At 53.3% G+C, this 24907-nt stretch carries 25 protein-coding genes; 9 read left to right on the top strand and 16 right to left on the bottom strand.

Going from position 1 to position 24907, the window contains the following annotated elements; translation table 11 throughout:
• Positions 1–4: 4 nt before the first annotated feature.
• The 8 genes from HVZ52_RS04380 to rppH all read right to left on the bottom strand — a co-directional run bounded on the left by HVZ52_RS04380 (position 5) and on the right by rppH (position 6555).
• Complete coding sequence (locus HVZ52_RS04380) at positions 5–328, bottom strand: prepilin-type N-terminal cleavage/methylation domain-containing protein (RefSeq protein ID WP_181598913.1); 324 nt, start codon at positions 326–328, stop codon at positions 5–7.
• Positions 313–720 carry a DUF2509 family protein gene (locus HVZ52_RS04375; protein ID WP_181598912.1) on the bottom strand — a complete coding sequence of 136 codons (408 nt, stop codon included), beginning with the start codon at positions 718–720 and terminating at the stop codon, positions 313–315. The genes HVZ52_RS04380 and HVZ52_RS04375 overlap by 16 nt, the downstream gene beginning before the upstream one ends.
• Positions 717–1280 carry a prepilin peptidase-dependent protein gene (locus HVZ52_RS04370; protein ID WP_049041909.1) on the bottom strand — a complete coding sequence of 188 codons (564 nt, stop codon included), beginning with the start codon at positions 1278–1280 and terminating at the stop codon, positions 717–719. The genes HVZ52_RS04375 and HVZ52_RS04370 overlap by 4 nt, the downstream gene beginning before the upstream one ends.
• The gene (locus HVZ52_RS04365; RefSeq protein WP_181598911.1) at positions 1271–1741 is read right to left on the bottom strand and encodes a prepilin peptidase-dependent protein; all 471 of its coding nucleotides are present in this window, start codon (positions 1739–1741) and stop codon (positions 1271–1273) included. Before HVZ52_RS04365 ends, HVZ52_RS04370 begins: the two co-directional genes overlap by 10 nt.
• A gap of 183 nt (positions 1742–1924) precedes the next feature.
• Positions 1925–2719, bottom strand: coding sequence for a thymidylate synthase (gene thyA / locus HVZ52_RS04360; RefSeq protein ID WP_003033990.1), 795 nt, complete (start codon positions 2717–2719; stop codon positions 1925–1927).
• A 6-nt stretch (positions 2720–2725) separates the two neighbouring features.
• Complete coding sequence (gene lgt / locus HVZ52_RS04355) at positions 2726–3601, bottom strand: prolipoprotein diacylglyceryl transferase (protein ID WP_016157378.1); 876 nt, start codon at positions 3599–3601, stop codon at positions 2726–2728.
• A gap of 164 nt (positions 3602–3765) precedes the next feature.
• Complete coding sequence (gene ptsP / locus HVZ52_RS04350) at positions 3766–6012, bottom strand: phosphoenolpyruvate--protein phosphotransferase (RefSeq protein ID WP_016157379.1); 2247 nt, start codon at positions 6010–6012, stop codon at positions 3766–3768.
• 12 nt (positions 6013–6024) lie between these two features.
• On the bottom strand, positions 6025–6555 hold the full coding sequence (gene rppH / locus HVZ52_RS04345) for an RNA pyrophosphohydrolase (protein ID WP_003825602.1): 531 nt from the start codon (positions 6553–6555) through the stop codon (positions 6025–6027).
• A gap of 684 nt (positions 6556–7239) precedes the next feature.
• Between rppH and mutH the strand changes: the two genes are divergently transcribed.
• The 4 genes from mutH (at position 7240) to HVZ52_RS04325 (ending at position 10233) form a co-directional block, all read left to right on the top strand.
• Positions 7240–7935: a DNA mismatch repair endonuclease MutH gene (mutH, locus tag HVZ52_RS04340; RefSeq protein ID WP_181598910.1), complete on the top strand. Its 696-nt coding sequence runs from the start codon at positions 7240–7242 to the stop codon at positions 7933–7935.
• Positions 7936–8009: 74 nt separating this feature from the next.
• Positions 8010–8723, top strand: a complete 714-nt coding sequence (locus HVZ52_RS04335) for a TerC family protein (protein ID WP_016154277.1) — start codon at positions 8010–8012, stop codon at positions 8721–8723.
• A 144-nt stretch (positions 8724–8867) separates the two neighbouring features.
• Positions 8868–9086: a lipoprotein YgdR gene (gene ygdR, locus HVZ52_RS04330; protein WP_181598909.1), complete on the top strand. Its 219-nt coding sequence runs from the start codon at positions 8868–8870 to the stop codon at positions 9084–9086.
• 106 nt (positions 9087–9192) lie between these two features.
• Positions 9193–10233, top strand: coding sequence for an NADP(H)-dependent aldo-keto reductase (locus HVZ52_RS04325; protein WP_181598908.1), 1041 nt, complete (start codon positions 9193–9195; stop codon positions 10231–10233).
• Positions 10234–10333: 100 nt separating this feature from the next.
• Here HVZ52_RS04325 and lplT read toward each other — a convergent pair whose 3' ends face one another.
• Positions 10334–11539: a lysophospholipid transporter LplT gene (gene lplT, locus HVZ52_RS04320; RefSeq protein WP_016154279.1), complete on the bottom strand. Its 1206-nt coding sequence runs from the start codon at positions 11537–11539 to the stop codon at positions 10334–10336.
• Complete coding sequence (gene aas, locus HVZ52_RS04315; RefSeq protein WP_049269337.1) at positions 11532–13691, bottom strand: bifunctional acyl-ACP--phospholipid O-acyltransferase/long-chain-fatty-acid--ACP ligase; 2160 nt, start codon at positions 13689–13691, stop codon at positions 11532–11534. The genes lplT and aas overlap by 8 nt, the downstream gene beginning before the upstream one ends.
• Before the next feature lie 598 nt (positions 13692–14289).
• On the opposite strand from aas, the gene galR reads away from it, so the two are divergent.
• Both galR and HVZ52_RS04305 read left to right on the top strand, forming a co-directional pair.
• A complete protein-coding gene (galR, locus tag HVZ52_RS04310; RefSeq protein ID WP_016157382.1) occupies positions 14290–15318 on the top strand; it encodes an HTH-type transcriptional regulator GalR in 1029 nt (342 codons plus the stop codon).
• Positions 15319–15331: 13 nt separating this feature from the next.
• Entirely contained in the window at positions 15332–16342 is a 1011-nt protein-coding gene (locus tag HVZ52_RS04305; RefSeq protein ID WP_181598907.1) for a LacI family DNA-binding transcriptional regulator, read from the top strand.
• Between the two features lie 51 nt (positions 16343–16393).
• On the opposite strand, the gene lysA is transcribed toward HVZ52_RS04305, so the two are convergent.
• Positions 16394–17650 (bottom strand): diaminopimelate decarboxylase, encoded by a 1257-nt coding sequence (gene lysA / locus HVZ52_RS04300; protein ID WP_101700189.1) that lies wholly within the window; start codon positions 17648–17650, stop codon positions 16394–16396.
• A gap of 118 nt (positions 17651–17768) precedes the next feature.
• Here lysA and HVZ52_RS04295 point away from each other — a divergent pair, with 118 nt between their 5' ends.
• Positions 17769–18704 carry a LysR family transcriptional regulator gene (locus tag HVZ52_RS04295; protein WP_016157385.1) on the top strand — a complete coding sequence of 312 codons (936 nt, stop codon included), beginning with the start codon at positions 17769–17771 and terminating at the stop codon, positions 18702–18704.
• Here the strand turns inward: HVZ52_RS04295 and HVZ52_RS04290 are convergent.
• Entirely contained in the window at positions 18676–19383 is a 708-nt protein-coding gene (locus tag HVZ52_RS04290; RefSeq protein ID WP_131380014.1) for an aspartate/glutamate racemase, read from the bottom strand. The genes HVZ52_RS04295 and HVZ52_RS04290 overlap by 29 nt on opposite strands.
• Positions 19384–19520: 137 nt before the next feature.
• On the opposite strand from HVZ52_RS04290, the gene HVZ52_RS04285 reads away from it, so the two are divergent.
• Entirely contained in the window at positions 19521–19847 is a 327-nt protein-coding gene (locus HVZ52_RS04285; RefSeq protein ID WP_181598906.1) for a cupin domain-containing protein, read from the top strand.
• Positions 19848–19991: 144 nt separating this feature from the next.
• Here the strand turns inward: HVZ52_RS04285 and kduD are convergent, their stop codons facing one another.
• The 4 genes from kduD to HVZ52_RS04265 all read right to left on the bottom strand — a co-directional run bounded on the left by kduD (position 19992) and on the right by HVZ52_RS04265 (position 24297).
• Positions 19992–20753 (bottom strand): 2-dehydro-3-deoxy-D-gluconate 5-dehydrogenase KduD, encoded by a 762-nt coding sequence (kduD, locus tag HVZ52_RS04280; protein ID WP_046276126.1) that lies wholly within the window; start codon positions 20751–20753, stop codon positions 19992–19994.
• A 57-nt stretch (positions 20754–20810) separates the two neighbouring features.
• Positions 20811–21647 (bottom strand): 5-dehydro-4-deoxy-D-glucuronate isomerase, encoded by an 837-nt coding sequence (gene kduI, locus HVZ52_RS04275; RefSeq protein ID WP_016154287.1) that lies wholly within the window; start codon positions 21645–21647, stop codon positions 20811–20813.
• A gap of 484 nt (positions 21648–22131) precedes the next feature.
• Positions 22132–23310 (bottom strand): acetyl-CoA C-acetyltransferase, encoded by a 1179-nt coding sequence (locus tag HVZ52_RS04270; RefSeq protein ID WP_016157388.1) that lies wholly within the window; start codon positions 23308–23310, stop codon positions 22132–22134.
• Positions 23311–23412: 102 nt separating this feature from the next.
• On the bottom strand, positions 23413–24297 hold the full coding sequence (locus HVZ52_RS04265) for a LysR family transcriptional regulator (protein ID WP_016154289.1): 885 nt from the start codon (positions 24295–24297) through the stop codon (positions 23413–23415).
• A gap of 101 nt (positions 24298–24398) precedes the next feature.
• On the opposite strand from HVZ52_RS04265, the gene HVZ52_RS04260 reads away from it, so the two are divergent.
• Positions 24399–24854: a multidrug/biocide efflux PACE transporter gene (locus HVZ52_RS04260; RefSeq protein WP_016154290.1), complete on the top strand. Its 456-nt coding sequence runs from the start codon at positions 24399–24401 to the stop codon at positions 24852–24854.
• The last annotated feature ends 53 nt before the right edge of the window (positions 24855–24907 follow it).

The following is a 24907-nucleotide window of genomic DNA, read 5'->3' as shown; positions in this document are numbered from 1 at the left end:
CTGACTACTGACGATTCGGGCAATGCAGACGCGTCATCTGACCCTGCCTGCCCAAGGGTGAAGAAATTTTAACGTTGATGCTGACACATCCCGCGCTCATTGTCTGCATTCGGTTAACCTGCCAGTTCAAAGGCGATGAAAACTGATACAGCTGGGTTTGCTGCCAGGCGTGACGCCAGAGTTGCTGATACTGGTTTCTGATGATAAAGCTGTTCATTAGCGCCCGCTGGTATCCTGACAGCGCGGTCACAATCATGATCATCAGCACCATTGCCAGCATCACTTCCGGCAGGCTAAAGCCACGCTGTCTGTTCAGGGGATCTGACATAATGCCTGCTCCTTTAGCGGACAAAAATCGCTCCAGCCGTGCGCCGAGTATTCGATATTGTCATCAATAATCGCCCCCTGCCGCCATAACGATACCCCTTCATAATGGACTATAAGCAGCACGGAATTATTAGTGAGCTGTCGCAGACAAACCGCGGCATCCTGCGTGGTATAACGCCGACACTGTGCAGCGAGTTGTAAGCGCCAGGGCTGCATACGCCCCCATTCCATCGCAGATTGCACCACCGCCTGGCGCTGCAGAGCCTGACTTTGCGTGACCACTCGCGAAGCAAAACGGGACTCCTGCCTGCTAACGCCTTGCAGCAGAAGGCTACCGAGCACCAGCAGTAACAGGACCATCGCTAAAGATGAAACGCCCCACTCACGGTTCACAGGTTGAATCCTGTCACGCTGTAGACTGCTTCAATAACCTTTTGTGGTTCGACATTGTTCACTCCGCGCAAACGCAGCGTAAGGAGCGGGGAATATCCGCTGATATTCAGACGTTCGACCTGAAATGCCTCAATCTGTATCGTGGCTGGATCGGTCATTTTCTCCCACCCTTTTCCATTGCAGTCCGTTACTCCCCGCAGGGTCTCCAGTACCTTGTCCTGTAAACGAAATCCAATCGTATCGGCCTCTTTCGCGGGACTGCTCTCCCAAATGCCGTTGCTATTGGCATCCCAGCGCGCAATGACACAGTCGCCCTTAGCCGATATCTCCAGCCCTTCTCCGACACAGTTTCCGCGGCAGTACCCTGCCCGCTGAAGATGCTTCGCCACGGTGTATACCCGCTGCCATATTTCATCTTCAAGCGCTAACTGTCGCGTGTTGCGCAGGATCTCTCGCTGCAGCGCGGGTAAAAATCGCGCTGAGCTAAGCAATAAAACGCTGCTAATCGCCATAGCAATCAGCACCTCCAGGAGTGAAAAGCCCCGTTCGTTTACTGACATAGCCTGGCCTCACCTTTCTCGCAAAGCCTGATTCGCCCCCAGCCTGACACCACCACGCGCCATTCCCCTGTCGTATTTTTCAGGCGAATATGTCCAGCCCATGCCGTATTGCGCAGACCGAAAAAGGCCAGTGAAGGCGTTATCTCTGCCATTTCGACATCGTCCCAGGGCGGTGTAAAAACCAAGGGCGAAACAGGTCGACACGTGGTTTGCACAGCAACAGAGCTGACAAAACACCAGGATGTGCCATCCCGAATCACGCTGATGACGTGATCGCGGTTACGCCAGTTAGCATCTTCACGCAGTTGCAGCAGGTAATCTCGCACCTGAATGGCGGTTTGCCATAGCCGCTGTTGCTGCTGCCAGCGCTGCCAACCATACAGCCCCGAGGCGCCAAGCGCCGCGACGATCAGCATCGCAATCAGGGTTTCGAGAAGCGTGTAGCCGTGTTGTTTTTTCATGTTGCCAGTATGGCGTGAGGAAAATGAATAACGAGCGGGAAATTCGGTTTCTACGGCGAGCTACGAGGAATATTTGTCGCGTTGCAGGTCGTTGCAATATTTCAGGAACCCACGCCGAAGAACGCGATTTGAGACAAAAAAAACCGACGCGCACGGGCGTCGGTTGTGACAGCATGAAGCCGGTTAGATAGCCACTGGCGCTTTAATACCAGGATGCGGATCGTAGCCTTCAATTTCGAAATCTTCGAAGCGATAGTCAAAAATAGATTCAGGCTTACGTTTGATGACCAGCTTCGGCAGCGCGCGCGGTTCGCGGCTAAGCTGCAGATGCGTTTGATCCATATGGTTGCTGTACAGGTGCGTGTCGCCGCCGGTCCAGACAAAATCACCCACTTCCAGATCGCACTGCTGCGCCATCATGTGTACCAGCAAGGCGTAGCTGGCAATGTTAAACGGCAAACCGAGGAACACATCGCACGAACGCTGATACAACTGGCAGGAGAGCTTGCCATCCGCCACGTAAAACTGGAAGAACGCGTGGCACGGCGCCAGCGCCATTTTATCCAGCTCACCGACGTTCCATGCAGAAACGATAATTCGGCGAGAGTCCGGGTCATTTTTGAGCTGGTTTAACACCGTGGTGATCTGGTCAATATGGCGACCGTCTGGCGTAGGCCACGCACGCCACTGTTTGCCATAAACCGGGCCCAGATTACCGTTTTCATCCGCCCATTCGTCCCAGATTGAGACGTTGTTTTCATGCAGGTAGGCAACGTTGGTGTCGCCCTGCAAAAACCACAGCAGTTCATGAATGATCGAGCGTAAATGACAGCGTTTAGTCGTAACCAGCGGGAACCCTTCCTGCAGATTAAAACGCATCTGATGACCAAAAATGGAAAGCGTTCCGGTTCCGGTACGGTCGTTTTTCTGTGTGCCTTCATCCAGCACTTTTTGCATCAGTTCTAAATACTGTTTCATGGTTCCTCAGGAAACGTGTTGCTGTGGGCTGCGGCGGTACGCCCAAACCATCATAATAATGCCTGCGACAATCATCGGGATTGAGAGGATTTGCCCCATGCTGATGTACTGTACCCAGGTGCCGGTAAACTGCGCATCCGGCTGGCGGAAGAATTCAACGATAATACGAAACGCGCCATAACCAATCAGGAACAGACCGGATACCGAGCCCATCGGGCGCGGTTTACGAATGTAAAGATTAAGAATGATAAACAGCACAACGCCTTCCAGCGCCATCTCATAAAGCTGTGAGGCGTGGCGCGGCAGCGAGCCGTAGGTATCAAAAATTGACTGCCATTGCGGGTTAGTTTGCAGCAGTAAAATGTCTTCGGTACGGGAGCCCGGGAACAGCATGGTGTACTTGAAGTTCGGATCAACGCGTCCCCACAGCTCACCGTTGATAAAGTTGCCCAAACGCCCTGCCCCCAGACCAAACGGAATCAGCGGGGCAATGAAATCAGAAACCTGGAAGAACGAACGCTTGGTGCGTTTGGCGAAGATAATCATCACCAGGATCACACCAATAAGCCCACCGTGGAAGGACATCCCGCCGTCCCAGACGCGGAACAGATACAGTGGGTTATCGAGGAATAACGGGAAGTTATAGAACAGTACGTAACCAATACGCCCTCCAAGGAAAACCCCGAGGAAGCCCGCATACAGTAGATTTTCTACTTCATTTTTGGTCCAGCCACTGCCCGGACGATTAGCACGGCGCGTCGCCAGCCACATCGCAAAAATAAACCCCACCAAATACATTAAGCCGTACCAGTGAAGCGCGACGGGTCCGATTGAGAAAATGACCGGATCGAAATCCGGAAAATGCAGATAGCTACTGGTCATCTGTCACCACAAGTTCTTGTTATTTCGCTGAAGTCAGACAGCAATTGATAAGCGCGCCTGCATAATGCAGGCGCTCCAAAGGTGCGAATGATAGCACATGGGGATCGCAGCGGATGCCGATTACAGTTAAAAGATATGTATACCTACTGTTACCAGCCCTCGATTCACAATCCCCCGCGAATCAGTCCCCCCATGCCACGGCGTTCCATAAAAGCCGCCACCTGATGGCGTACTTCTGTCGCCATCTGCGCTTCCAGGCTGCGTTGCGCCAGCGTTTGCGCCTCATCAAAATCGATATGGCGCAGCAGATATTTAACGCGAGCCACGGAACGACCGTTCATCGACAAATGGCGAAAACCCAGGCCGATCAGAATGGCCACGCACATCGGGTCGCCCGCCATTTCACCGCACAATCGCAAATCGATACCGCTTCTTTCGGCTTCCTGCGCAATCATCGCCAGCACACGTAACATACCCGGATGCAGGCTGTCATAAATGCTGGCCACCCGCGTATTGTTACGATCGACAGCCAGAATGTACTGAGTGAGATCGTTGGTTCCGACCGAGATAAAGTCTATCCGGTTTATCAGATGCGGCAGCATAAACACCATCGACGGAACTTCCAGCATGATACCAATGCGCGGTTTTGGGATCGCGTAGCCGATCATCTCTTCCACTTCGCGTCCGGCGCGTTCAATCAAACGTCGCGCTTCGTCCACTTCATCAATGCTGGTGACCATCGGCAGCAAAATGCTCAGGTTGCCGGTTGCCGCGTTGGCACGCAGCATGGCCCGAACCTGGATCAAAAAGATCTCCGGCTGATCGAGCGTTATGCGGATCCCACGCCAGCCAAGGCATGGGTTCTCTTCACTGATCGGCATGTAGGGCAGTTGTTTATCGGCGCCGACATCCAGCGTACGCAGGGTCACCGGCTTGTCGTTAAACATTTGCAGCATGCCCTGATACTGCGCAACCTGTTCTTCTTCCGAAGGAAAACCGCTTTGCAGCATGAACGGGATTTCGGTGCGATACAGGCCAATGCCGTCGATCCGGCTCCCCAGCTTCTCTTCATGCTCCGGGCTGAGGCCCGCATTGAGCATCACCTTCACACGCTCGCCGCTTTTCAACTGTGCTGGCTGGTTGACGTCGTCTTCCGCCAGGCGGCTCAGCTCAATTTCTTCACTGATAAGACGCTGGTATTCCTGGATCAATACCGGTTCTGGATCGACCAGCAGTTCACCGCGATACCCGTCCACTACCAGCGTACGGCGATGTAACACCGATGGCTGGATATCGGCCCCCATGACGGTAGGGATACCCAGCGCACGAACCATAATAGCCGCATGAGAGTTGGCCGCGCCGTCCCGGACAACCACACCGACTAAGCGGTCCTGAGGAAGTTCCGCCAGCGTGGTGGCGGAAAGCTCATCCGCCACCAGCACAAAACGTTCCGGCCAGGTATTCGGCCCCTGGATCGAGTCGTCAAGATGGAACAGTAGACGCTGGCCCAGCGCGCGTAAATCTCCGGCCCGCTCTTTGAGGTAGTTATCACTCAGCGCGGCAAACTGTTCGGCAAACTTTTCAATGATCGTTTTAACGGCCCACTCGGCCACCGAACCGTTATCCACTTCCGCAAACAGCTCACGGCGCAGACGAGTATCGGAAAGCAAGTGTGAGTAGAGATCAAAAATCGCCGCCGTTTCTTTTTGCGCCCCAGCGGTAAAGCGTTTGCTGTAGCGGCGGAATTCATTCGCCGCCTCTTCCAGCGCACCGGTGAGTCGCTCGCGCTCAAGCACCGGATCCAGCGTTGAAGCCTGATAGACCTGCTCCATCAGCGGCAGCGTCGCATCCTGCCAGCCTTCGGCTATTGCCACACCAGGGGCGGCGGGCAATGCGCGGATGCGCGTTTGCCGGTATTGGCCGAACAGCGCGTTAAGCTGCGACTGCGAAAGAATCGCCGCCATTTGCGTGGCGAGCGTGACGAGGAAAGACTCTTCACTTTCATCGTACTGGCGCAATTCGCGCTGCTGGACCACCAGCACACCTAACAGCTGACGGCGCTGAATAATCGGTACGCCTAAGAACGCACGAAAGCGCTCTTCTTTTACCGAAGGGATGTATTTAAAGCTGGGATGTTTTTGCGCATCGGCGAGGTTGATAGGTTCCGCCAGCCTGCCAACCAGGCCAACGATACCTTCATCAAAGGCGAGTGCGACAGTACGACCACGCGGTTTCTTCAGTCCCCGGGTCGCCATGAGGTAATAACAACGTCGATCGTGATCGGCCAAATAAACCGAACAGACCTCTGTATCCATCGCAAGACAGATGTCGGTAACCAGAATATTCAGCGCTTCATTCAGACGCGGAGCACTGGCCACCTTTTCGACTATTTCGCGCAGGCGGGTGAGCATAATTTGCGTAGCTTAACCTCTTTTACGTCTGTACGCAGGTGCGCTTTGCGGCTTAGGAGTGCTTTCCTGAAGCGCCATGACAACACTTGCGAATTCTTTCATCACCCTGCGATAGACATCGCGTTTAAATGACACCACCTGTCGAACCGGATACCAGTAACTCACCCAGCGCCAGCCGTCGAACTCAGGTGTACTGCTGGTTTGCATATTGATTTCAGCATCGCTGCTGACCAATTGCAGAAGAAACCATTTTTGTTTCTGGCCGATACAAACCGGCTTCGTGTCCCAACGCACCAAACGTTTCGGTAACTTGTAACGCAACCAGTTACGAGTAGAAGCAAGGATCCGTACATCTTTACGACTGAGACCCACTTCTTCAAAGAGTTCCCGGTACATCGCCTGCTCTGCTGTCTCTCCTGCATTTATCCCACCTTGCGGGAATTGCCAGGAGTGCTGACCAAATCGCCGGGCCCACATGACCTGCCCCTGGCGGTTACAAATTACTATCCCTACATTCGGGCGGTAGCCATCGTCATCAATCACCGGACTACCTCAATATAAACCTTATATACAAACGATTGTTTCACACTCCAGAGAGGCGGTAAACCACTCTGTTAAGGGCGCGATACTCTAATAACAATTGAATAACTCACAGCTAAGGGCGGAGTTATAAACAGAAGAAGGGCAAGCAAGGCGATTTTATTCACCTTTTCTGTGGATATAGTTGTGAAGAAGTACGGAATTACTATGGGAAAACCCAGAACAGTCCGAATAAGACATTCGTCACATATCAAAAATAGTCTTCTATATTCATAAAGTTAAAACCGTTCAGCGCAAATAAACCCATAGAAACGTGACGTATATCACGCACACGATCTTCAGGCTGATGAAAGATCGACCAGCGTTGGTTTTATCCACAGATTATGCCAATAAGTTAGGCACAATTTGTGTGAAAATTCGATTTTCGTCGCACGTCAAGGCTGTAAATTGAAACAGTAGTGGGGGTTTTTCACAGTTATCCCATCTTTCTGTGGATAACATGGTGTAAGATCCTGTTCATTGTCAGTGACCAGAATTGGAAAACCCGCTTCGCTGTTGCGCAACTCTGCGTATGTGAATCTAAAAACCAATATAAATCATAGAATTGAATAAAGCATGTGGAAAAAGATAAACTCTGTCCACACGGTATAAAATCTTTGCTCATTTTTTCACCTAAGGGTTAACCCGATGTCAAAACTCCATCCGCTGCTTTCTCCCCCTGAATCTGAAGCCCAGTTGTTGAGCCAGGCACGGCTGCTTTCGGGCTACGCGCTGGGAGAGTTGGCGGCAATGGCAGGACTCGTCGCCCCCAAGGATCTCAAGCGCGATAAAGGCTGGATTGGCGTGTTACTGGAAATCTGGCTCGGCGCTAGTGCGGGCAGCAAACCGGAGCAGGATTTTGCGGCGCTGGGCGTGGAGCTGAAAACAATCCCAGTGGATAGCCTTGGCAGACCGCTGGAAACCACCTTTGTGTGCGTGGCACCGTTAACCGGCAATACCGGCGTTACCTGGGAAACCAGCCATGTGCGGCACAAACTTAAACGCGTTCTGTGGATCCCGGTAGAAGGCGAACGCAGCATCCCGCTGGCAGAGCGCCGCGTCGGCTCTCCCCTGCTGTGGAGCCCGAATGAAGAAGAAGACCGGCAATTGCGTCTGGACTGGGAAGAGTTGATGGATATGATTGTGTTAGGCCACGTCGAACGCATCACTGCCCGCCATGGGGAAGTGCTACAGTTGCGTCCTAAAGCCGCCAACGCCCGAGCGCTTACCGAGGCCATTGGCGCCCATGGCGAACCCATCCTGACCCTACCTCGCGGTTTTTACTTGAAAAAGAACTTCACGCGCGCATTGCTTGAGCGACATTTCTTGTTCCAGGCGCAATAGGCACCGTCCGGTCTTTCACCCGCCGCGTTACGGGCCTATAATTACCGCTTCTTTTTTTGGCAGGACTTTGTTCGATGTTATTTGCATGGATAACCGATCCTAACGCCTGGCTTGCGCTCGGTACGCTGACGCTGCTGGAGATCGTTCTTGGGATCGACAATATTATTTTCCTCTCTCTGGTTGTAGCCAAACTCCCGACAGCGCAACGCAATCATGCCCGACGTATTGGGCTTGCAGCGGCGATGATCATGCGTCTGGCACTGCTGGCCTCTATCGCCTGGGTAACGCGTCTGACAAACCCGCTATTCGAAGTGTTTGGCGAGGCAATATCAGCGCGCGACCTGATCCTTCTACTGGGGGGATTGTTCCTGATCTGGAAAGCCAGTAAGGAGATCCATGAATCCATTGAAGGTGAGGAAGAGGGACTGAAAACCCGCGTTTCCTCTTTTCTGGGCGCGATTGTGCAGATCATGTTGTTAGACATTATCTTCAGCCTGGATTCCGTGATTACTGCGGTAGGCTTGTCCGATCATCTGTTTATCATGATGGCGGCAGTGGTGATTGCCGTGGGTGTGATGATGTTTGCTGCACGCCCGATTGGCGATTTTGTCGATCGCCATCCTTCGGTAAAAATGCTGGCGCTCTCGTTCCTGATTCTGGTCGGTTTCACGCTAATTCTGGAAAGTTTCGACGTCCACGTTCCGAAAGGATATATCTATTTCGCCATGTTCTTCTCTATTGCGGTAGAGACCCTGAACCTGTGGCGTAATAAAAAAAATCCGCTCTGATGAAATCCATCGCTCCCCGCACGGGGAGCGAATGCGCGCCACACCTACCTCTTCTCACAGTTTAAGATTTTACTGCTTTCGCCATGCACAACTTCGCGTTATTACTAAACTATTGTCAGATGCAGGCCATGTGAGGATAAGCAGATGAAAAAATGGGCAGTTTTGATTTCCGCCGTAGGACTGGCTTTTGCCATTTCCGGATGCAGCAGTGATTATGTAATGGCGACAAAAGATGGTCGAATGATCCTGACCGATGGAAAACCAGAAATTGACGATGATACCGGTCTGGTGAGCTATCACGACCAGCAAGGCAATGCGATGCAGATTAATCGCGATGATGTGTCTCAAATCATTGAACGCTGATGGTTGAGGTCAGCAGTGCGCTGGCCTTAACAATTTTACTTCCCTTTTTCTCTTCCCTCAGCCATTTTTATAATCCTTATGTCGTGATTATAAAAAGGAAACGGCTATGCAATATCACCGTATACCCCACAGCTCGCTTGAAGTCAGTACACTGGGGCTGGGCACAATGACGTTTGGTGAACAAAACAGCGAAGCCGACGCACATGCACAGCTCGATTATGCCGTAGAACAAGGCATAAATTTGATCGACGTTGCCGAGATGTATCCGGTACCGCCGCGTCCTGAAACCCAGGGTCTCACCGAAACCTACGTAGGTAACTGGCTCGCCAAACACGGCAGCCGTGAAAAGCTAATCGTTGCTTCTAAGGTCAGTGGACCTTCACGTAACAACGACAGCGGTATTCGACCGAATCAGGCGCTGGACCGTAAAAATATCCGTGAAGCGCTGCACGACAGCCTGAAAAGACTGCAAACCGATTACCTGGATCTGTATCAGGTTCACTGGCCGCAGCGCCCGACCAACTGCTTTGGTAAGTTAGGCTACAGCTGGACGGACCCTGCGCCAGTCGTTTCGCTGCTGGATACGCTGGACGCGCTGGCAGAGTTTCAGCGCGCGGGGAAAATTCGCTACATCGGCGTGTCCAATGAAACCGCGTTTGGCGTGATGCGCTACCTGCACCTGGCGGACAAACACGATCTGCCGCGCATCGCCACCATCCAGAACCCCTACAGCCTGCTGAATCGCAGCTTTGAGGTTGGACTGGCGGAAGTGAGCCAGTATGAAGGCGTTGAACTGCTGGCCTACTCTTGCCTTGGCTTCGGTACATTAACCGGTAAATACCTGAACGGCGCGAAGCCTGCCGGTGCACGCAATACGCTGTTTAGCCGTTTCACGCGTTACAGCGGCGAGCAAACGCAAAAAGCCGTTGCGGCCTATGTGGATATCGCGAAACGCCATAATCTGGATCCTGCGCAAATGGCGTTGGCATTCGTGCGTCGTCAGCCGTTTGTCGCCAGCACCCTGCTGGGAGCCACGACGATGGAGCAGCTAAAAACCAACGTTGAAAGCCTGCATCTGGAGTTGAGCGAAGAAGTACTGGCAGAGATTGAAGCGGTGCATCAGGTGTATACCTATCCTGCACCGTGACGGTTAGTACCTGACGGCGCTACGCTTATCAGACCTACAAATTGCTGCTCTCTGTAGGCCAGATAAGGCGACGCTGCCATCCGGCACATTCATTGTTCACTCATCTCGTACCAGGCTGGCGGCGCTGCCAAATCCACAGCGCCGCAATCGCCAGCGCAAACAGCGCGCCGAATCCAATACCAATCGCTACCGCCGGGATCCCCACCAGCACTGCCAGTGAGTAAATCCCAAGCATCAGCAGCATCGCGCTGTTTTCGCCCAGGTTTTGCACCGCGATCGCATTACCCGCACCGACACTTTTCTTGCCCCGCTCCTGCAGCAACGCATTCAGCGGTACCACAAAGAAGCCACCTGACACGCCGATAAGCATCAGCAACGCGTAAGCCGGAAGCAGCGCATGCTGAAGTGAGAAAATCAGCACCACGACGCCAATCAGGATCCCCGCTGGCATACAGCGCGACACGGTTTCCAGCGTCACCAGCTTCGCTGCCGCCCCCGCACCTACGACAATCCCAATCGCTACCATGGCATTGAGGTAGGTCGGCGTAGCGTTATCGGTGATGCCGAGCGCCACCGGAACCCACAGCACCAGCAGAAAACGCAGCGTGACGCCCGCGCCCCAAAAAAGGCTGGTTCCGACCAACGAAAAACGTGTTTCACCGTTGCGCCACAGCGAAGAGGCGGCGCAGAAGAAACTGCGCGTCATTTTCCCCAGATGCCAGGATTGGCCAGGACGAGCCGCGGCCAGTTTCGGGATGTACAGGTTAGCCACCACGGCGCCAGCATAGGCCAGCGCACAGGCAGAAAGCGCGGCAATCACATGCCAGTCGGCCAGAACGCCGCCGGCGACAGAACCGAGCAAAATCGCGGCGATGGTGGAGGCTTCCATCAGACCGTTGGCTTTCACCAGTTTGTCACCGGTGGTCAGTTCACCGAGAATGCCATACTTGGCCGGTGAATACGCGGCCGCGCCAATCCCCACCAGCGTATACCCGAGAAACGGATTAATGCCGAAGCAAATACTCGCCGCGCCCAGCAGTTTCAGGGCGTTCGCGAACATCATCACTCTGCCTTTGGCAAAGCTATCCGCCACCTGTCCAACAAATGGCGCAAACAGGATGTAAGCGCCCACAAACACCATTTGCAGGATTGGCTGGCTCCAGTCCGGATAAAATTGTTCCTTCAGCAGCGCCAGCGTAGCGAACAGCAGTGCGTTATCGCCAAACGCCGACAGAAACTGCGCGGCGATGACGGACATCATCCCTTTGGACCAGATTGAAGTGTTAGTGTGCGCTGACTCAATCATGTTGTTTTTCCGGCTCATCGACCCAGCTTTTCAGCGTAACAAAATCCGGCTTACCGCTGCCGAGTAATGGGAGTTGCTTCAGGTGGCGAATATCACGCGGTACGGCAAGTTCAGGCACGCCATGCGCTCGCGCATACTGCTGTAGTTTTTCACGTGTGAGTTCGCTGTCGGTAGTGAACAGCACCAGCGCCTCACCTTTGCTGGCATCGCTCTTGATCGCCGTGGCGTGCATTTTGTCTGCAGATACCGCCAATGCCAGTTGCTCAACCATTTCCAGCGAGACCATCTCTCCGGCAATTTTAGCAAAACGCTTGGCGCGCCCCTGGATCTGTACAAAGCCGTTTTCATCAAAGCGGACGATGTCTCCGGTGTCATACCAGCCGCGCTCAATCTCACCCTGCGCATTTTCTGCCGTCGGCACTTCCAGCACGCCAGGTTTTTCGACGCGCAAATAGCCGCTCATAATATTCGGGCCTTTCAGTTGTAAACGCCCACCGTCCTCAATACCCGGAACAGCCAGCAGTCGGGCATCCATGCCAGGCAAGATGCGCCCTACCGTTCCTGATTTTGCCGCCATCGGTACATTGATCGATACAACCGGCGCACATTCCGTCACGCCATAGCCTTCAAGGACGCGCAGACCAAATTTCTCCTGCCATAGCTGTTTTGTGCTGTCTTGCAGTTTTTCCGCGCCTGCCACCACATAGCGCAGGCGGTGGAAATCGTACGGATGCGCGAAACGCGCATAGTTACCGAGGAACGTTGAAGTACCAAACAACACGGTGCAGTTCCGGTCGTATACCAGCTCCGGCACAATGCGGTAATGAAGCGGGCTGGGATAAAGAAATACTTCTGCACCGGTCAGTAGCGGCGTGAATAATCCCACCGTCAGGCCAAAGGAGTGGAACAGCGGCAGCGCCGACATAAAGCGGTCATCGGCGGTGAAATCGGCAATTGTTTTAATCTGCTCAACGTTCGCCAGAATACTCTTGTGGCTGTGGACCACGCCTTTCGGATGGCCTTCCGAACCAGACGTAAAGAGGATCACCGCAGCCTCTTCCGGCTGCTGTTTCACCTGCGCCAGATGCGGTGCCAGCAGATGTGAGAAAATCCACAGCTTATCGCTCAACTTCACATCGGCTTTTAAATCTTCCAGATAAACCCAGCGTACCTGGGTGAGCTGTTCCGGTAGATGCCAGAGTTTGCCTTTATCGAGAAACTGTCGGGAAGTGAAGATCGTTTTGATTTCAGACGCAGTAATGGCGCTGGTTAACCCTTTCACGCCCGCCGTGTAGTTCATCATGGCCGGAATGCGTCGACGCGCAATGGCACCAAAAATGACCGCCGCGCTGATCCCCGCATTTGGCAGCATCAGGCCGATTTTTTCACCTTCGGCGCTGTATTTTTCCAGAATACGGGCCACAAAGAGCGTCTTAGTCAGCAGTTTGCGGTAGCTGTCCGGCGTAAAGTTAACATCTTCAATGCAGTTTTTGCCCGCGCCAAAACGGTATTTTGCCGCCAGCAGCGACTCGTATAGCGTTTCACGCGGGCGTACCGCCATGCGAGCTTCCATCATAATTTGATGCAGCATTTCACCGGCGATTTTGCGGCGATCGCGCGCTCGCGGGGCTTCCGGCATTGGCATTTGAGTCGGCGGTAGAATGTGCAGTTGGATACGCGGGAAGAATCGCTGTTTAACCAGACCTTTCAGGCGGCTGAAGTGGGAAAGCTCTGCCCCCTCAATGCGGACAGGAACGACCGTCGCTCCCGACTTCGCGGCGACAAACCCGGCACCGTCATATATTTTCATCAACGAACCGGTGGTCGAAATGCGTCCTTCGGGAAAAATCACCACCGGACGGCCCTGCTCGACCAGACGGACCAGATGCTTAATCGACATCGGTTTGGTTGGGTCTAACGGCACGAAGTCAATCAGCGGGGTTAGCCAGCGCATATACCATTGCTGGCTGATCGAGGTGTAAACGGCGAAGACGGGACGAATCGGTAAAAATAGCGCCAGCAGGATGCCGTCTATAAATGAGACATGGTTGGGAGTGATTAGAACGCGTTCTCCCTGTAGCGCGCTGACATTGCCCGTGACGCGAACGCGGAAAAGCACGCGAAACAGATTACGAAAAAAGCCAAATAGCATCTCAACTCCCTGTGCCATTAATTATAGAAACATTAATGGTGGGAGAGTATACGAGTTGGGGAATGGGCGCGACAGGTAAACAGGTAAATACAGTCCGAAAAAAAACCTGCGCATCCGCGCAGGTCGGTGCAAGAGACAGGTACGAAGTGCGTACCGAATAATCTCACCAATCAATACCTCTGGGATCTTGATTGTGGTCGTCAGCAGCCAGATACGCCAGTACGAAAACGCAAAGGAATGAACCCAAATGCAACGAGTTGTGTAAATTATCGGTTACTGTTACAGATAGGCTGAAGGCAAAAAAAAACCTGCGCATCTGCGCAGGCTGGTGTAATTCTAGTGATCAACCCGAAAGTTGATTTCACCTATCAATACCTCTGGGATCCCAATTTTAGCAATCCGCTCAGTTCTCCCACCAGCGAACAATCGCAACAGCACATCGCAAAGTGTAAGCAAAAATTAGCATTTTCTATTTTCTGTCTTACTTCGCTCGCGCGCGCTCACATTTGCGAGGTCCTGACGGGCAATCTGCTTGAACAGCCAGCCATTTTCCGTAACACTGACGGAATGTAAGCGTTTACCCACAACAGGTACTATCATGGCGACCATAAAGGATGTAGCCCGACTAGCTGGTGTATCAGTCGCCACCGTTTCTCGAGTGATCAATGATTCCCCCAAAGCCAGCGAAGCATCGCGTCTGGCCGTAACGAGTGCAATGGAATCACTCAGCTACCACCCCAATGCGAATGCGCGTGCACTGGCGCAACAATCCACAGAAACCATCGGTCTGGTCGTTGGTGATGTGTCCGATCCATTCTTTGGGGCAATGGTTAAAGCTGTCGAGCAGGTGGCCTATAACACCGGGAATTTTTTGCTGATTGGCAACGGCTACCATAATGAACAGAAGGAACGTCAGGCGATTGAACAGCTCATTCGCCACCGCTGCGCGGCCCTTGTTGTCCATGCCAAAATCATCCCGGATGCGGATTTGGCTTCATTAATGAAGCAAATCCCCGGCATGGTATTGATTAACCGTATTCTGCCGGGATTCGAACAACGCTGCGTTGCCCTCGATGACCGTTTCGGCGCATGGCTCGCTACCCGACACCTTATTCAACAGGGCCATACGCGCATTGGCTACCTGTGTTCCAATCACAGTATTTCTGATGCGGAAGATCGTCTGCAAGGCTATTACGACGCGCTGGCGGAGAGCAATATACCGGTAAGCGATCGACTGGTGACGTTCGGCGAACCGGATGAAAGCGGCGGTGAACAGGCCATGACCGAGTTACTTGGTCGTGGCAAAAACTTCACTGCGGTAGCCTGCTACAACGACTCAATGGCGGCTGGCGCCATGGGCGTATTGAATGATAACGGCATTGATGTGCCGGGAGAAATCTCGCTGATTGGCTTTGATGATGTGCTGATTTCCCGCTATGTGCGCCCACGTCTGACCACGGTACGCTATCCCATCGTGACGATGGCAACCCAGGCCGCTGAACTGGCGCTCGCGCTGGCGGAGAAGCGACCCGCACCTGAAATTACCCACGTCTTTAACCCAACTCTGGTGCGTCGCCATTCCGTTTCGGCGCTGACAGAGCCGGGGAACTCATCGTCAAACGATTAACCAGGATTGCGTCATGACTACGATGTTGGACGTTTCACGACTCGCAGGCGTCTCAAAAGCGACCGTTTCGCGCGTACTAAATGGAACGGGTCAGGTAAAAGAGAGCACGCGCCAGAAAGTGTTCAAGGCCATGCAGGCACTCGATTATCGGCCCAACTTTTTAGCGCGCTCTTTAGCGAATCGCACCAGCAACAGCATTGGTCTGGTGGTTTCCACATTTGATGGATTCTACTTTGGCCGCCTGCTGCAACAGGCCTCGCGCCAGACGGAGTCTCACGGCAAGCAGTTGATCGTCACCGATGGTCACGACACGCCGGAGCGTGAGCAGGAAGCCGTGCAAATGCTGGCCGACAGGCAGTGCGACGCCATTATTCTCTATACCCGCTATATGAGTGAAAAGGCGATTATGTCGCTGATGAACAGCATTGCGATGCCCTTGCTGGTCATCAACCGTGATGTCAGTCAGGCCCGCGATCGCGCGATTTTCTTTGAGCAGGAAGACGCGGCGTATCAGGCGGTCAATTATCTGATCTCACAGGGGCACAGCGATATTGCTTGTATCACCGTGCCAGGCCATACGCCAACCGGTAAATCCCGCCTGATGGGGTATCGTAAGGCTCTGGAAAAAAACGGTATTCCCTGGGATCCTGATAAGGTTAAATACGGCGACTCCACGATGACGCGAGGCTATGAAGCCTGTCGAGAACTGCTGGAGGAAGGGGTGAAATTCAGCGCCCTGTTCGCCTGTAACGATGACATGGCATTAGGTGCATCAAAAGCGTTACATCAGGCCGGACTGAGGATCCCGACGGACGTCTCGCTGTTTGGTTTTGATGATGCGCCCAGCGCCAAATGGCTGGAACCGGGGTTATCTACCGTTTATCTGCCGATTGATACCATGATAACCACGGCAATCGACCAGGCTATACGTCTGGCCAACGGTGAGAGCGTGGAGCCGATCCCTCCGTTTACCGGCAAACTGGTATTACGTGACTCAGTAACGCTCGGACCGTACTTTAAGTAATATGAAAAAGAGCCGGATAGTGACGCAAGCACCTTATCCGGCCAGCTTTACTCAGATTAATTCCAGCGCTAACAGCTCATCAATGGTCTGGCGACGACGAATCATTCGCGCCACGCCGTTATCAAACAAGACCTCCGGCAGCAGCGGGCGGCTATTGTAGTTTGACGACATTGACGCTCCGTACGCCCCGGTATCATGCAAAACCAGATAATCACCCGGCACCACCGCAGGCAACAGACGGGTTTCCACATTTCCGCCTTCCTGCTGGGTAAACACGTCGCCTGATTCGCACAGCGGTCCGGCCACCACGGTCTCCCGTTGAGGAGTTTGTTGCAGAGAACGACCATCCCCCGCCAGCGCGGAGATATGGTGATAGCTACCGTACATGGCCGGGCGCATCAGATCGTTGAAGCCCGCATCGATCAGCACAAAGTGACGGCTGCCCATCTCTTTCACGCTGCGCACCTGCGCCACTAACACGCCGGCTTCCGCGACCAGGAAACGCCCTGGTTCGATCTCCAGTTTGACGGCATGACCCAGATGACGCGCAATACTATCGCGCGCGGCGTTCCACAATCCAAAATAGTGATCGGTGTCGATCGCCTCTTCACCTTCGCGATACGGGATTGATAAACCGCCGCCTGCGGAGATCGCCTCCAGATCCTGACCAAATTCCACCACCTGACGCACCATCGCGCCGCACACCTGCTCCAGATGCGCGTAGTCCACGCCAGAGCCGATATGCATATGAATACCCACCAACTTCAGCTTATAGCGCTGAATTACCTCCAGCGCCGCCGGAAGATCGCTGTACCAGATGCCGTGCTTGCTGTTCTCACCCCCGGTATTGGTTTTCTGACTGTGTCCATGCCCAAAGCCAGGGTTTACGCGGAGCCACACGCGATGGCCCGGCGAGAGCTGACCCAGTTGTTCCAGCATATCGACCGACCCGGCATTTACCGGAATGCTCAATTCATGCACCCGGGCGAGCGTCGCTTCATCAATCATATCGGCGGTAAAGACAATCTCATCTTTGCCCGGTACAAAACCTGCCGCCAGCGCGCGTTCAATTTCGCCAAGCGAGACGGAATCGACCTTCACGCCCTGCTCGCGCATCAGGCGCAAAATATGAATATTCGAACATGCCTTCTGGGCAAAACGCACCACGTCAAACTGACTCAGTTTGGCAATCTGCGCGCGAATAATCTGCGCATCATAGACCCACACCGGGCAGCCGAATTCGGCAGGCAGGCGCAACAGGTTGTCGGCGGTCAGGTCAGTGTCTGTGTTGTTGAGTGGGCGTGGCATGGTGTGCTCCGGTATTGGCTTTTTTATGATTACGCCACAGCCCAAAAAGAATAAAAAATATCGTTTTATCGTGAGTCTATGCAAAAATGATATGGATTAGCTCATTCGAGGATTGCTTATGCCCGCGGTTAACCTGCGTCACATTGAAATTTTTCACGCCATCATGACCGCAGGCAATCTGACGGAAGCCGCGCGCATGCTACATACCTCGCAGCCCACCGTCAGTCGGGAACTGGCCCGATTCGAAAAAGTCCTGGGATTAACGCTGTTTGAACGCACGCGTGGCCGACTGCATCCAACCGTGCAAGGCTTACGTCTGTTTGAAGAGGTACAACGTTCGTGGTACGGCCTGGACAGAATTGTGAGCGCCGCCGAAAGCCTGCGCGAATTTCGTCAAGGTGAATTGTCGATTGTTTGCCTGCCGGTATTTTCGCAGTCCTTTTTACCGCCGCTGCTGCAGCCATTTCTTGCGCGCTATCCGCAGGTCAACATTCAGATCGTGCCGCAGGAGTCACCACTGTTGGAAGAGTGGCTGTCGGCGCAGCGCCACGATCTGGGGTTAACGGAAACGCTGCATACGCCAGCCGGAACGAAACGCACCGAATTGCTGGCGCTGGATGAAGTGTGTGTACTGCCGCAGGGGCATCCGCTGACCGAGAAAGCGGTATTAACGCCGCAGGATTTTCAGGGAGAGAACTATATCAGCCTGTCGCGGACCGACAGTTACCGTCAGCTACTGGACACCCTGTTTAACGAACATCAGGTGAAGCGCCGCATGGTGATTGAAACCCACAGCGCCGCTTCAATTTGTGCAATGGTGCGGGCGGGCGTGGGGATCTCGGTGGTTAACCCACTGACCGCGCTGGATTATGCCAGCAGCGGAGTGGTTATCCGCCGCTTCAGTATTTCGGTACCCTTTACGGTCAGCCTGATCCACCCACTTCATCGCCCTGCCTCGGCGCTGGTCGATGCTTTTACGGCGCATCTGCAAGCCCATCTCCCGAGACTTATCGATCCGCTGGAGGCTATTTTGTATCCACAGACGAAAGCATAAACGCCACCGCATCTTGCGCATGGATTGCCGCGGTGTCGAAAACCGGTAATGGACTTAGCTCGGCTGGAACCAGCAGACCAATCTCGGTACAGCCAAAGATAACCCCTTGAGCGCCCTGTTTAGCCAACTGATCAATTACGCTCAGGTAGTAGTCGCGGGAAGCGTTGCTGAACTCACCGAGGCACAGCTCGTCGAAAATAATCTGGTTTATTTTCTGACGGTCATCAGCCTCAGGAATAAGCGTGCTAATACCAAATTCAGTCTGTAGACGTCCGCGGTAAAAATCCTGCTCCATGGTGTAGCGCGTACCCAGTAGCGCCACGTTGCTCATCTGCTGTTTTTGTATGGCCCGACCCGTCGCATCGGCAATATGCAGGAACGGCACGTCACAGGCGGTTTCAATCGCCTCAGCAACTTTGTGCATGGTGTTGGTACACAGCACAATCCCTTCCGCTCCAGCTTGCTGAAGCCCTGCGGCGGCCTGCGCGAGGATTTCCCCAGCCCGCTGCCAGTCACCGCCAGCCTGACAGGCTTCAATCTCGTGAAAATCTACGCTGTGCAACAGAATCTGTGCCGAGTGCAGGCCACCCAGACGCTGTTTTACCCCTTCATTAATGAGTCGATAATAAGGAATGGTGGATTCCCAGCTCATACCGCCTAACAGACCGATCGTTTTCATCATTTCCCCTGATTTGTTGTTATCTCTCCAGTGAACCAAAGATGTGATCAACTTTCCACATCTGTTGGCGTGCATTTCTTTTTTTAATTTTCTGATATAGGTTTAATGAAACATTGTTTTAATTACAGGAATGCCGGATGTTTATTTTTCATAAAGAGACCACCCTTGAAGATCTGGGCAATGGCGTTACCCGACGTATTCTTGCTCACGACGGTAAAATGATGGCGGTTGAGGTGAACTTCGAGCAAGGCGCGATTGGCCCGATGCACAATCATCCGCATGAGCAGCTGACTTACGTTTTGTCTGGGGAGTTTGAATTTACCATCGGCGAAGAAAAGCATGTCGTTAGGGCAGGCGATACCCTATATAAACAGCCCAACATTATGCATGGCTGCGTCTGTTTAAAACCGGGAACACTACTCGATACCTTTACGCCCACGCGCGAAGATTTTCTGCCTGCGTAATTTTATCTGTTCGTAATCTGCCTGGCGGCATAATGTTGTTCCAGAGGGAATGAATATGTCGCCTCCGGTGTATTGCTACATTCACCTTATGTTTAACCGACAAAACCTGCCAAAGGGCAGGGTTTGTCAGTTCTGGAAAGCGAATTAACGCGCCAGCCAGCCGCCGTCTACCGCAACGGTATAGCCGTTGATATAGTCAGATGCGCTGGATGCCAGGAACACAATCGGCCCCATCAGGTCACTCGGCAGACCCCAACGACCCGCCGGGATACGATCGAGAATTTCTGCGCTACGCTGCTCATCAGCGCGCAGCTGTTGAGTGTTGTTCGTCGCCATGTAACCCGGCGCAATTGCGTTGACGTTGATGTTATGTTTGGCCCACTCGTTCGCCATCAGACGGGTGATGCCCATTACGCCGCTTTTAGACGCGGTGTAAGACGGCACGCGGATCCCGCCCTGGAAAGAAAGCATAGAGGCGATGTTGATAATTTTGCCGCCGTTACCCTGAGCGATAAAGTGCTTCGCCGCGGCCTGAGACATAAAGAACACGCTCTTAATGTTCAGGTTCATCACGTCGTCCCAGTCTTTTTCACTGAAGTCGATCGCATCGTCACGACGGATAAGACCTGCGTTGTTGACCAGAATATCGATATGACCGAATTCTGCCACTGCGCGCTCCAGCAACGCCGGAATGCCGTCAATTTGACGCAGGTCGGCGGTCAGACTTAAAAAACGGCGCCCCAGCGCGGTCACGCGTTCGATAGTTTCCGTCGGTTCAACGATGTTGATCCCCACGATATCGCAGCCCGCTTCAGCCAAACCCAACGCCATACCCTGACCCAGGCCAGTGTCACAACCGGTCACAACGGCGACCTTACCTTCAAGAGAGAATGCATTCAAAATCATTGTAAATCCTTAATTTTTTATAATGCCCGCCGCAGCAGGCACGGCTATCGCCCGCAACTAGCGCAGATCTTTGACCGCTACATGGTCCATATCATCAAAGACCTGGTTTTCGCCGACCATGCCCCAAATGAACGTATAAGCTTTTGTGCCAACGCCGGAGTGAATTGACCAGCTCGGAGAAATCACCGCCTGCTCGTTGTGCATCACAATATGACGCGTTTCCTGAGGCTGCCCCATCATGTGGAAGACGCAGGTATCTTCTTCCATATTGAAATAGAAATAGACTTCCATACGACGTTCATGGGTATGACACGGCATGGTGTTCCACAGGTTACCCGGCGCCAGTTCGGTCAGACCCATGCTCAACTGGCAGGTTTCCAGCACATCCGGCACAAAATATTTGTTGATGGTACGACGGTTACTGGTGAGGTCATCGCCCAGCGTCACTGGCGCAACGTCTGCTGGCGTGACTTTTTTGGTTGGATAAGTCGTGTGGGCCGGCGCGCAGTTATAGTAAAACTTCGCCGGTTTCGCCGTATCGATGCTGGCGAATACCACTTCTTTGGCCCCTTTCCCGACGTACAGCGCGTCACGATGACCAATTTCATAGCACTGGCCGTCAACGGTAATCGTGCCCGGGCCACCGATGTTAATCACCCCCAGCTCACGACGCTCGAGGAAGTAGGTTACGCCCAGCTGTTTGCCGACTTCGCCACCCACAGAGACGGTTTTGGCCACTGGCATAATGCCGCCAACAATGATGCGGTCAATGTGGCTGTAGACCATGGTGTATTCATCTGCGACAAACACTTCTTCGACCAAAAACTCATTACGCAGTTCCTGAGTGTCCAGGGTTTTCGCATGCGCACTATGGATGCTTTGTCTTACGTCCACATTTACCTCCAGTGATAAATTGACCGTGAATGCTTAAACGAATAGCAAAACGCTGTTCCGTTTTATCTTATGCGCTCATGATATCCCTCCCGGAATGGGTTTTCAATTACAAATAAAACAACGTTTCACTTTTTCTGCATCTTATTATCAAAAGTGTAATTGCGATCACGCTAGCGCATATAAATCGCGGAAGTAATTTCAATAAAATCATTTAAAACAATTAGATAGATAAAAATAAACAAGAGTAGTTCATGAAGGGTAGGGATAAGACATTGAAAATACAGCCAGCCTCACACGCCGTTCACACACCTTTTATAGCAAAGTGCGCTGTTAATCACATGAAATGAAACGCCGTTTTGATACGTTGGCAGAGTTTAGAGTGTATGTTTCTGTAACTGGCCTTGCCCTCCTGTTGGAGGGCTTTTTTATAGATGCAGGGGATATACAGCGGGAAAGGAGTTTAAGCAGAGAAAACTACGGGTGGTTAATCTCGCTCGATAGCGAGCGCCACGCCCTGACCACCGCCGATACATAACGTTGCCAGCCCTTTGTGCGCCCGACGCTTCACCATTTCATGTACCAGTGAAACCAGAATACGACAGCCAGATGCGCCAATCGGATGACCGAGCGCAATGGCTCCGCCGTTCACATTCACCCGCCGTTCATCCCACTCCAGCATTTTCCCAACGGACAATGCCTGTGCGGCAAAGGCTTCGTTGGCCTCGATAAGATCAACATCAGCCAGTTGCCAGCCCACACGCTCAAGGCAACGGCGCGTCGCATACACCGGCGCAATTCCCATGAGCGCGGGATCGACCCCGACGCTGGCAAAGGCACGAATGCGGGCCAGCACCGGCAAATTCAGCTCCAGGGCCTTAGCCTCGCTCATCATCATCACCGCAGCGGCGCCATCATTGATGGATGACGCGTTGCCCGCGGTTACTGAACCGAGCCTGTCGAAGGTCGGATCCAGACGCGCCAGCCCTTCTGCGCTGGCATCGGTGCGCGGCTGTTCGTCGGTATCCACCACGAACGATTGCCCATTACGCTGCGTTACCACCGGCACGATTTCATCTTTAAAGCGCCCGGCGTCAATTGCCATCCGCGCCTTGTGCTGCGAATGCAGTGCGTAGGCATCCTGCAGTTCACGGCTGATGCCATATTCCCGCGCCAGATTTTCCGCAGTCACGCCCATATGGTAATCGTTGAAAGCGTCCCACAGGCCGTCATGCACCAGGCTGTCGACCAGTTGACTGTTGCCCAACTGTGCGCCGGTACGGCTATCAGTAAGGACATGCGGCGCACGGCTCATATTCTCTTGTCCGCCCGCAATCACAATGTCGGCTTCGCCGCACTGGATAGCCTGGGTCGCCAGATGCAGCGCTTTCAGACCCGAGCCGCAGACATCGTTAATGGTGATGGCGGAGACGGTATTGGGTAGCCCACCATTGATGGCGGACTGACGCGCCGGGTTTTGCCCGGCACCTGCGGTAAGCACCTGCCCGAGGATCACTTCATCCACAGCGTGAACGTCCACGCCCGTGCGCTCCAGTAACGCCCTGACTACCATGCTACCTAATTCAACGGCAGAGTGGCGCGCCAGCGTCCCCTGGAAGCAGCCGATCGGTGTCCGTAACGCCCCGACTATCACAACCTCTTTCATCACCACCTCAGCGCAAAATAACACCGCAATAGTAGATGATTGTTAAAAAGAGTTATCAAGGTTGTTTAAAAACGGTGATTTTTATCACAAAGGAAATTCGTATCATTTATTGGTCATCTGAACGCCACTCTGCTGTAAATGGTCGCGCAGCCAACTTCCCGCCACGCCAGGCGGTGATTTCTTATTCCACAGCAGATCGATAGAGATAGCCTTTGGCCAGCCGGGCAGCATCAATTGAACCAGCGGTTTTTCTGCCGCAAACTCCTCCACCAGCGCACAAGGGAGCGCGCACCAGCCGAATCCCTGCACCGCCATACTCAGCAGCAACAAATAGTTAGGCGCCGACCAGACGGGGCCGCGCGCCACGTTGGTGCCGCTCTCCAGATAGGTATTCAGCCGCAGCTCTCGCCAGGTATGTAGCTGTTCCCACTGCAGTTTTTCTTGAGTCGCCAGTGGATGCGATGCCGCAACGTATAATCCCATCCAGGTTTGCATCGGCAGACGCGTGACGCCCATGTCGGTCGGGTAATCCTCCCGCGCTTCGATCAACCCAACCTGAGCACGTCCTTTTTGCAGCAGATCGATAACGTCTTCATCTTCGCCAATCAGACATTCAAACTCGGTATGGGGAAACTTGTGGTCAAACTGCACCATCAATTCTTCCAGCACATCCGGGTGCAGCGTGTCAGACAAAACGAAGGTCAGACGCGCTTCCGTTTCACCCGACAGCGAAATTGCTGCCTCATCAAGACGTTCGCTGGCCGTCAAAATTGCCTGCACATAGCCCAGCACCCGCTTACCTTCTTCGGTTAGCGTCGGCTGACGTGATGAGCGGTCAAACAGCGCAAAACCAAGATCGGCTTCCAGATGCGCAATGGCCGTGCTGATGGTGGACTGACTTTTACGCAGCCGCCGGGCCGCAGCAGAAAATGAGCCGCAGGAAACGGTCTCCACAAATGCCGTTAACGCTTCAGGAGAGTAACGCATGAACTATCTACTTTATCGATGGATACTATCTTTTAGATATCACATAAAACGATAAAATTGCCACCATTCCGTTATCCGGGCATCAAAGAAGGTTTTAGATTATGCAACACGATACAGTCCAACGCCGCTCGTTACTGGAGCGAATTTTTCATGCCGTCTGCTTTGAAGGCATTGCCACCGCGATCCTCGCACCAACCACCGCATGGTTGATGCAGCGCTCGGTGCTGGAAATGGGCGGACTGACCATTCTTCTCGCCACCACGGCGATGATCTGGAATATCATTTATAACGCCCTGTTTGACCGACTGTGGCCGTCGCACCTGGTAAAACGTACGGCTAAAGTGCGGGCATTCCACGCCTTAGGCTTCGAGAGCGGTTTTATTGTCATCGGGGTGAGCATCGTGGCGTATGTGCTGAACGTCAGCCTGCTCCAGGCATTCACGCTGGAAATAGGTTTCTTCCTGTTCTTCCTGCCATACACCATGTTCTATAACTGGGCTTATGACACTTTACGCGAGCGCGTTATGAAGCGTCGCCAGCAGCGCGTTACTGCCTGATAATTCAAACAATAGCCGGAATCTTCTCGGTTCCGGCTTTTGATCCATTCACT

It is taken from the genome of Citrobacter sp. RHB36-C18 (genome assembly GCF_013814485.1).
Lineage (GTDB): Bacteria > Pseudomonadota > Gammaproteobacteria > Enterobacterales > Enterobacteriaceae > Citrobacter > Citrobacter braakii.
This window is presented reverse-complemented; position numbering and strand designations above follow the sequence as displayed.

What these genes read in the sequence shown, in the direction of transcription:
- lgt (WP_016157378.1), bottom strand. Translation starts at nt 3,601, where the DNA reads ATGACCAGTAGCTATCTGCATTTTCCGGATTTCGATCCGGTCATTTTC.
- mutH (WP_181598910.1), top strand. Translation starts at nt 7,240, where the DNA reads ATGTCAAAACTCCATCCGCTGCTTTCTCCCCCTGAATCTGAAGCCCAG.
- kduD (WP_046276126.1), bottom strand. Translation starts at nt 20,753, where the DNA reads ATGATTTTGAATGCATTCTCTCTTGAAGGTAAGGTCGCCGTTGTGACC.
- lplT (WP_016154279.1), bottom strand. Translation starts at nt 11,539, where the DNA reads ATGATTGAGTCAGCGCACACTAACACTTCAATCTGGTCCAAAGGGATG.
- aas (WP_049269337.1), bottom strand. Translation starts at nt 13,691, where the DNA reads ATGCTATTTGGCTTTTTTCGTAATCTGTTTCGCGTGCTTTTCCGCGTT.
- HVZ52_RS04265 (WP_016154289.1), bottom strand. Translation starts at nt 24,297, where the DNA reads ATGCGTTACTCTCCTGAAGCGTTAACGGCATTTGTGGAGACCGTTTCC.
- HVZ52_RS04260 (WP_016154290.1), top strand. Translation starts at nt 24,399, where the DNA reads ATGCAACACGATACAGTCCAACGCCGCTCGTTACTGGAGCGAATTTTT.
- ygdR (WP_181598909.1), top strand. Translation starts at nt 8,868, where the DNA reads ATGAAAAAATGGGCAGTTTTGATTTCCGCCGTAGGACTGGCTTTTGCC.
- thyA (WP_003033990.1), bottom strand. Translation starts at nt 2,719, where the DNA reads ATGAAACAGTATTTAGAACTGATGCAAAAAGTGCTGGATGAAGGCACA.
- lysA (WP_101700189.1), bottom strand. Translation starts at nt 17,650, where the DNA reads ATGCCACGCCCACTCAACAACACAGACACTGACCTGACCGCCGACAAC.
- HVZ52_RS04270 (WP_016157388.1), bottom strand. Translation starts at nt 23,310, where the DNA reads ATGAAAGAGGTTGTGATAGTCGGGGCGTTACGGACACCGATCGGCTGC.
- HVZ52_RS04285 (WP_181598906.1), top strand. Translation starts at nt 19,521, where the DNA reads ATGTTTATTTTTCATAAAGAGACCACCCTTGAAGATCTGGGCAATGGC.
- HVZ52_RS04380 (WP_181598913.1), bottom strand. Translation starts at nt 328, where the DNA reads ATGTCAGATCCCCTGAACAGACAGCGTGGCTTTAGCCTGCCGGAAGTG.
- HVZ52_RS04335 (WP_016154277.1), top strand. Translation starts at nt 8,010, where the DNA reads ATGTTATTTGCATGGATAACCGATCCTAACGCCTGGCTTGCGCTCGGT.
- HVZ52_RS04295 (WP_016157385.1), top strand. Translation starts at nt 17,769, where the DNA reads ATGCCCGCGGTTAACCTGCGTCACATTGAAATTTTTCACGCCATCATG.
- HVZ52_RS04365 (WP_181598911.1), bottom strand. Translation starts at nt 1,741, where the DNA reads ATGAAAAAACAACACGGCTACACGCTTCTCGAAACCCTGATTGCGATG.
- HVZ52_RS04325 (WP_181598908.1), top strand. Translation starts at nt 9,193, where the DNA reads ATGCAATATCACCGTATACCCCACAGCTCGCTTGAAGTCAGTACACTG.
- HVZ52_RS04305 (WP_181598907.1), top strand. Translation starts at nt 15,332, where the DNA reads ATGACTACGATGTTGGACGTTTCACGACTCGCAGGCGTCTCAAAAGCG.
- ptsP (WP_016157379.1), bottom strand. Translation starts at nt 6,012, where the DNA reads ATGCTCACCCGCCTGCGCGAAATAGTCGAAAAGGTGGCCAGTGCTCCG.
- HVZ52_RS04290 (WP_131380014.1), bottom strand. Translation starts at nt 19,383, where the DNA reads ATGAAAACGATCGGTCTGTTAGGCGGTATGAGCTGGGAATCCACCATT.
- HVZ52_RS04370 (WP_049041909.1), bottom strand. Translation starts at nt 1,280, where the DNA reads ATGTCAGTAAACGAACGGGGCTTTTCACTCCTGGAGGTGCTGATTGCT.
- galR (WP_016157382.1), top strand. Translation starts at nt 14,290, where the DNA reads ATGGCGACCATAAAGGATGTAGCCCGACTAGCTGGTGTATCAGTCGCC.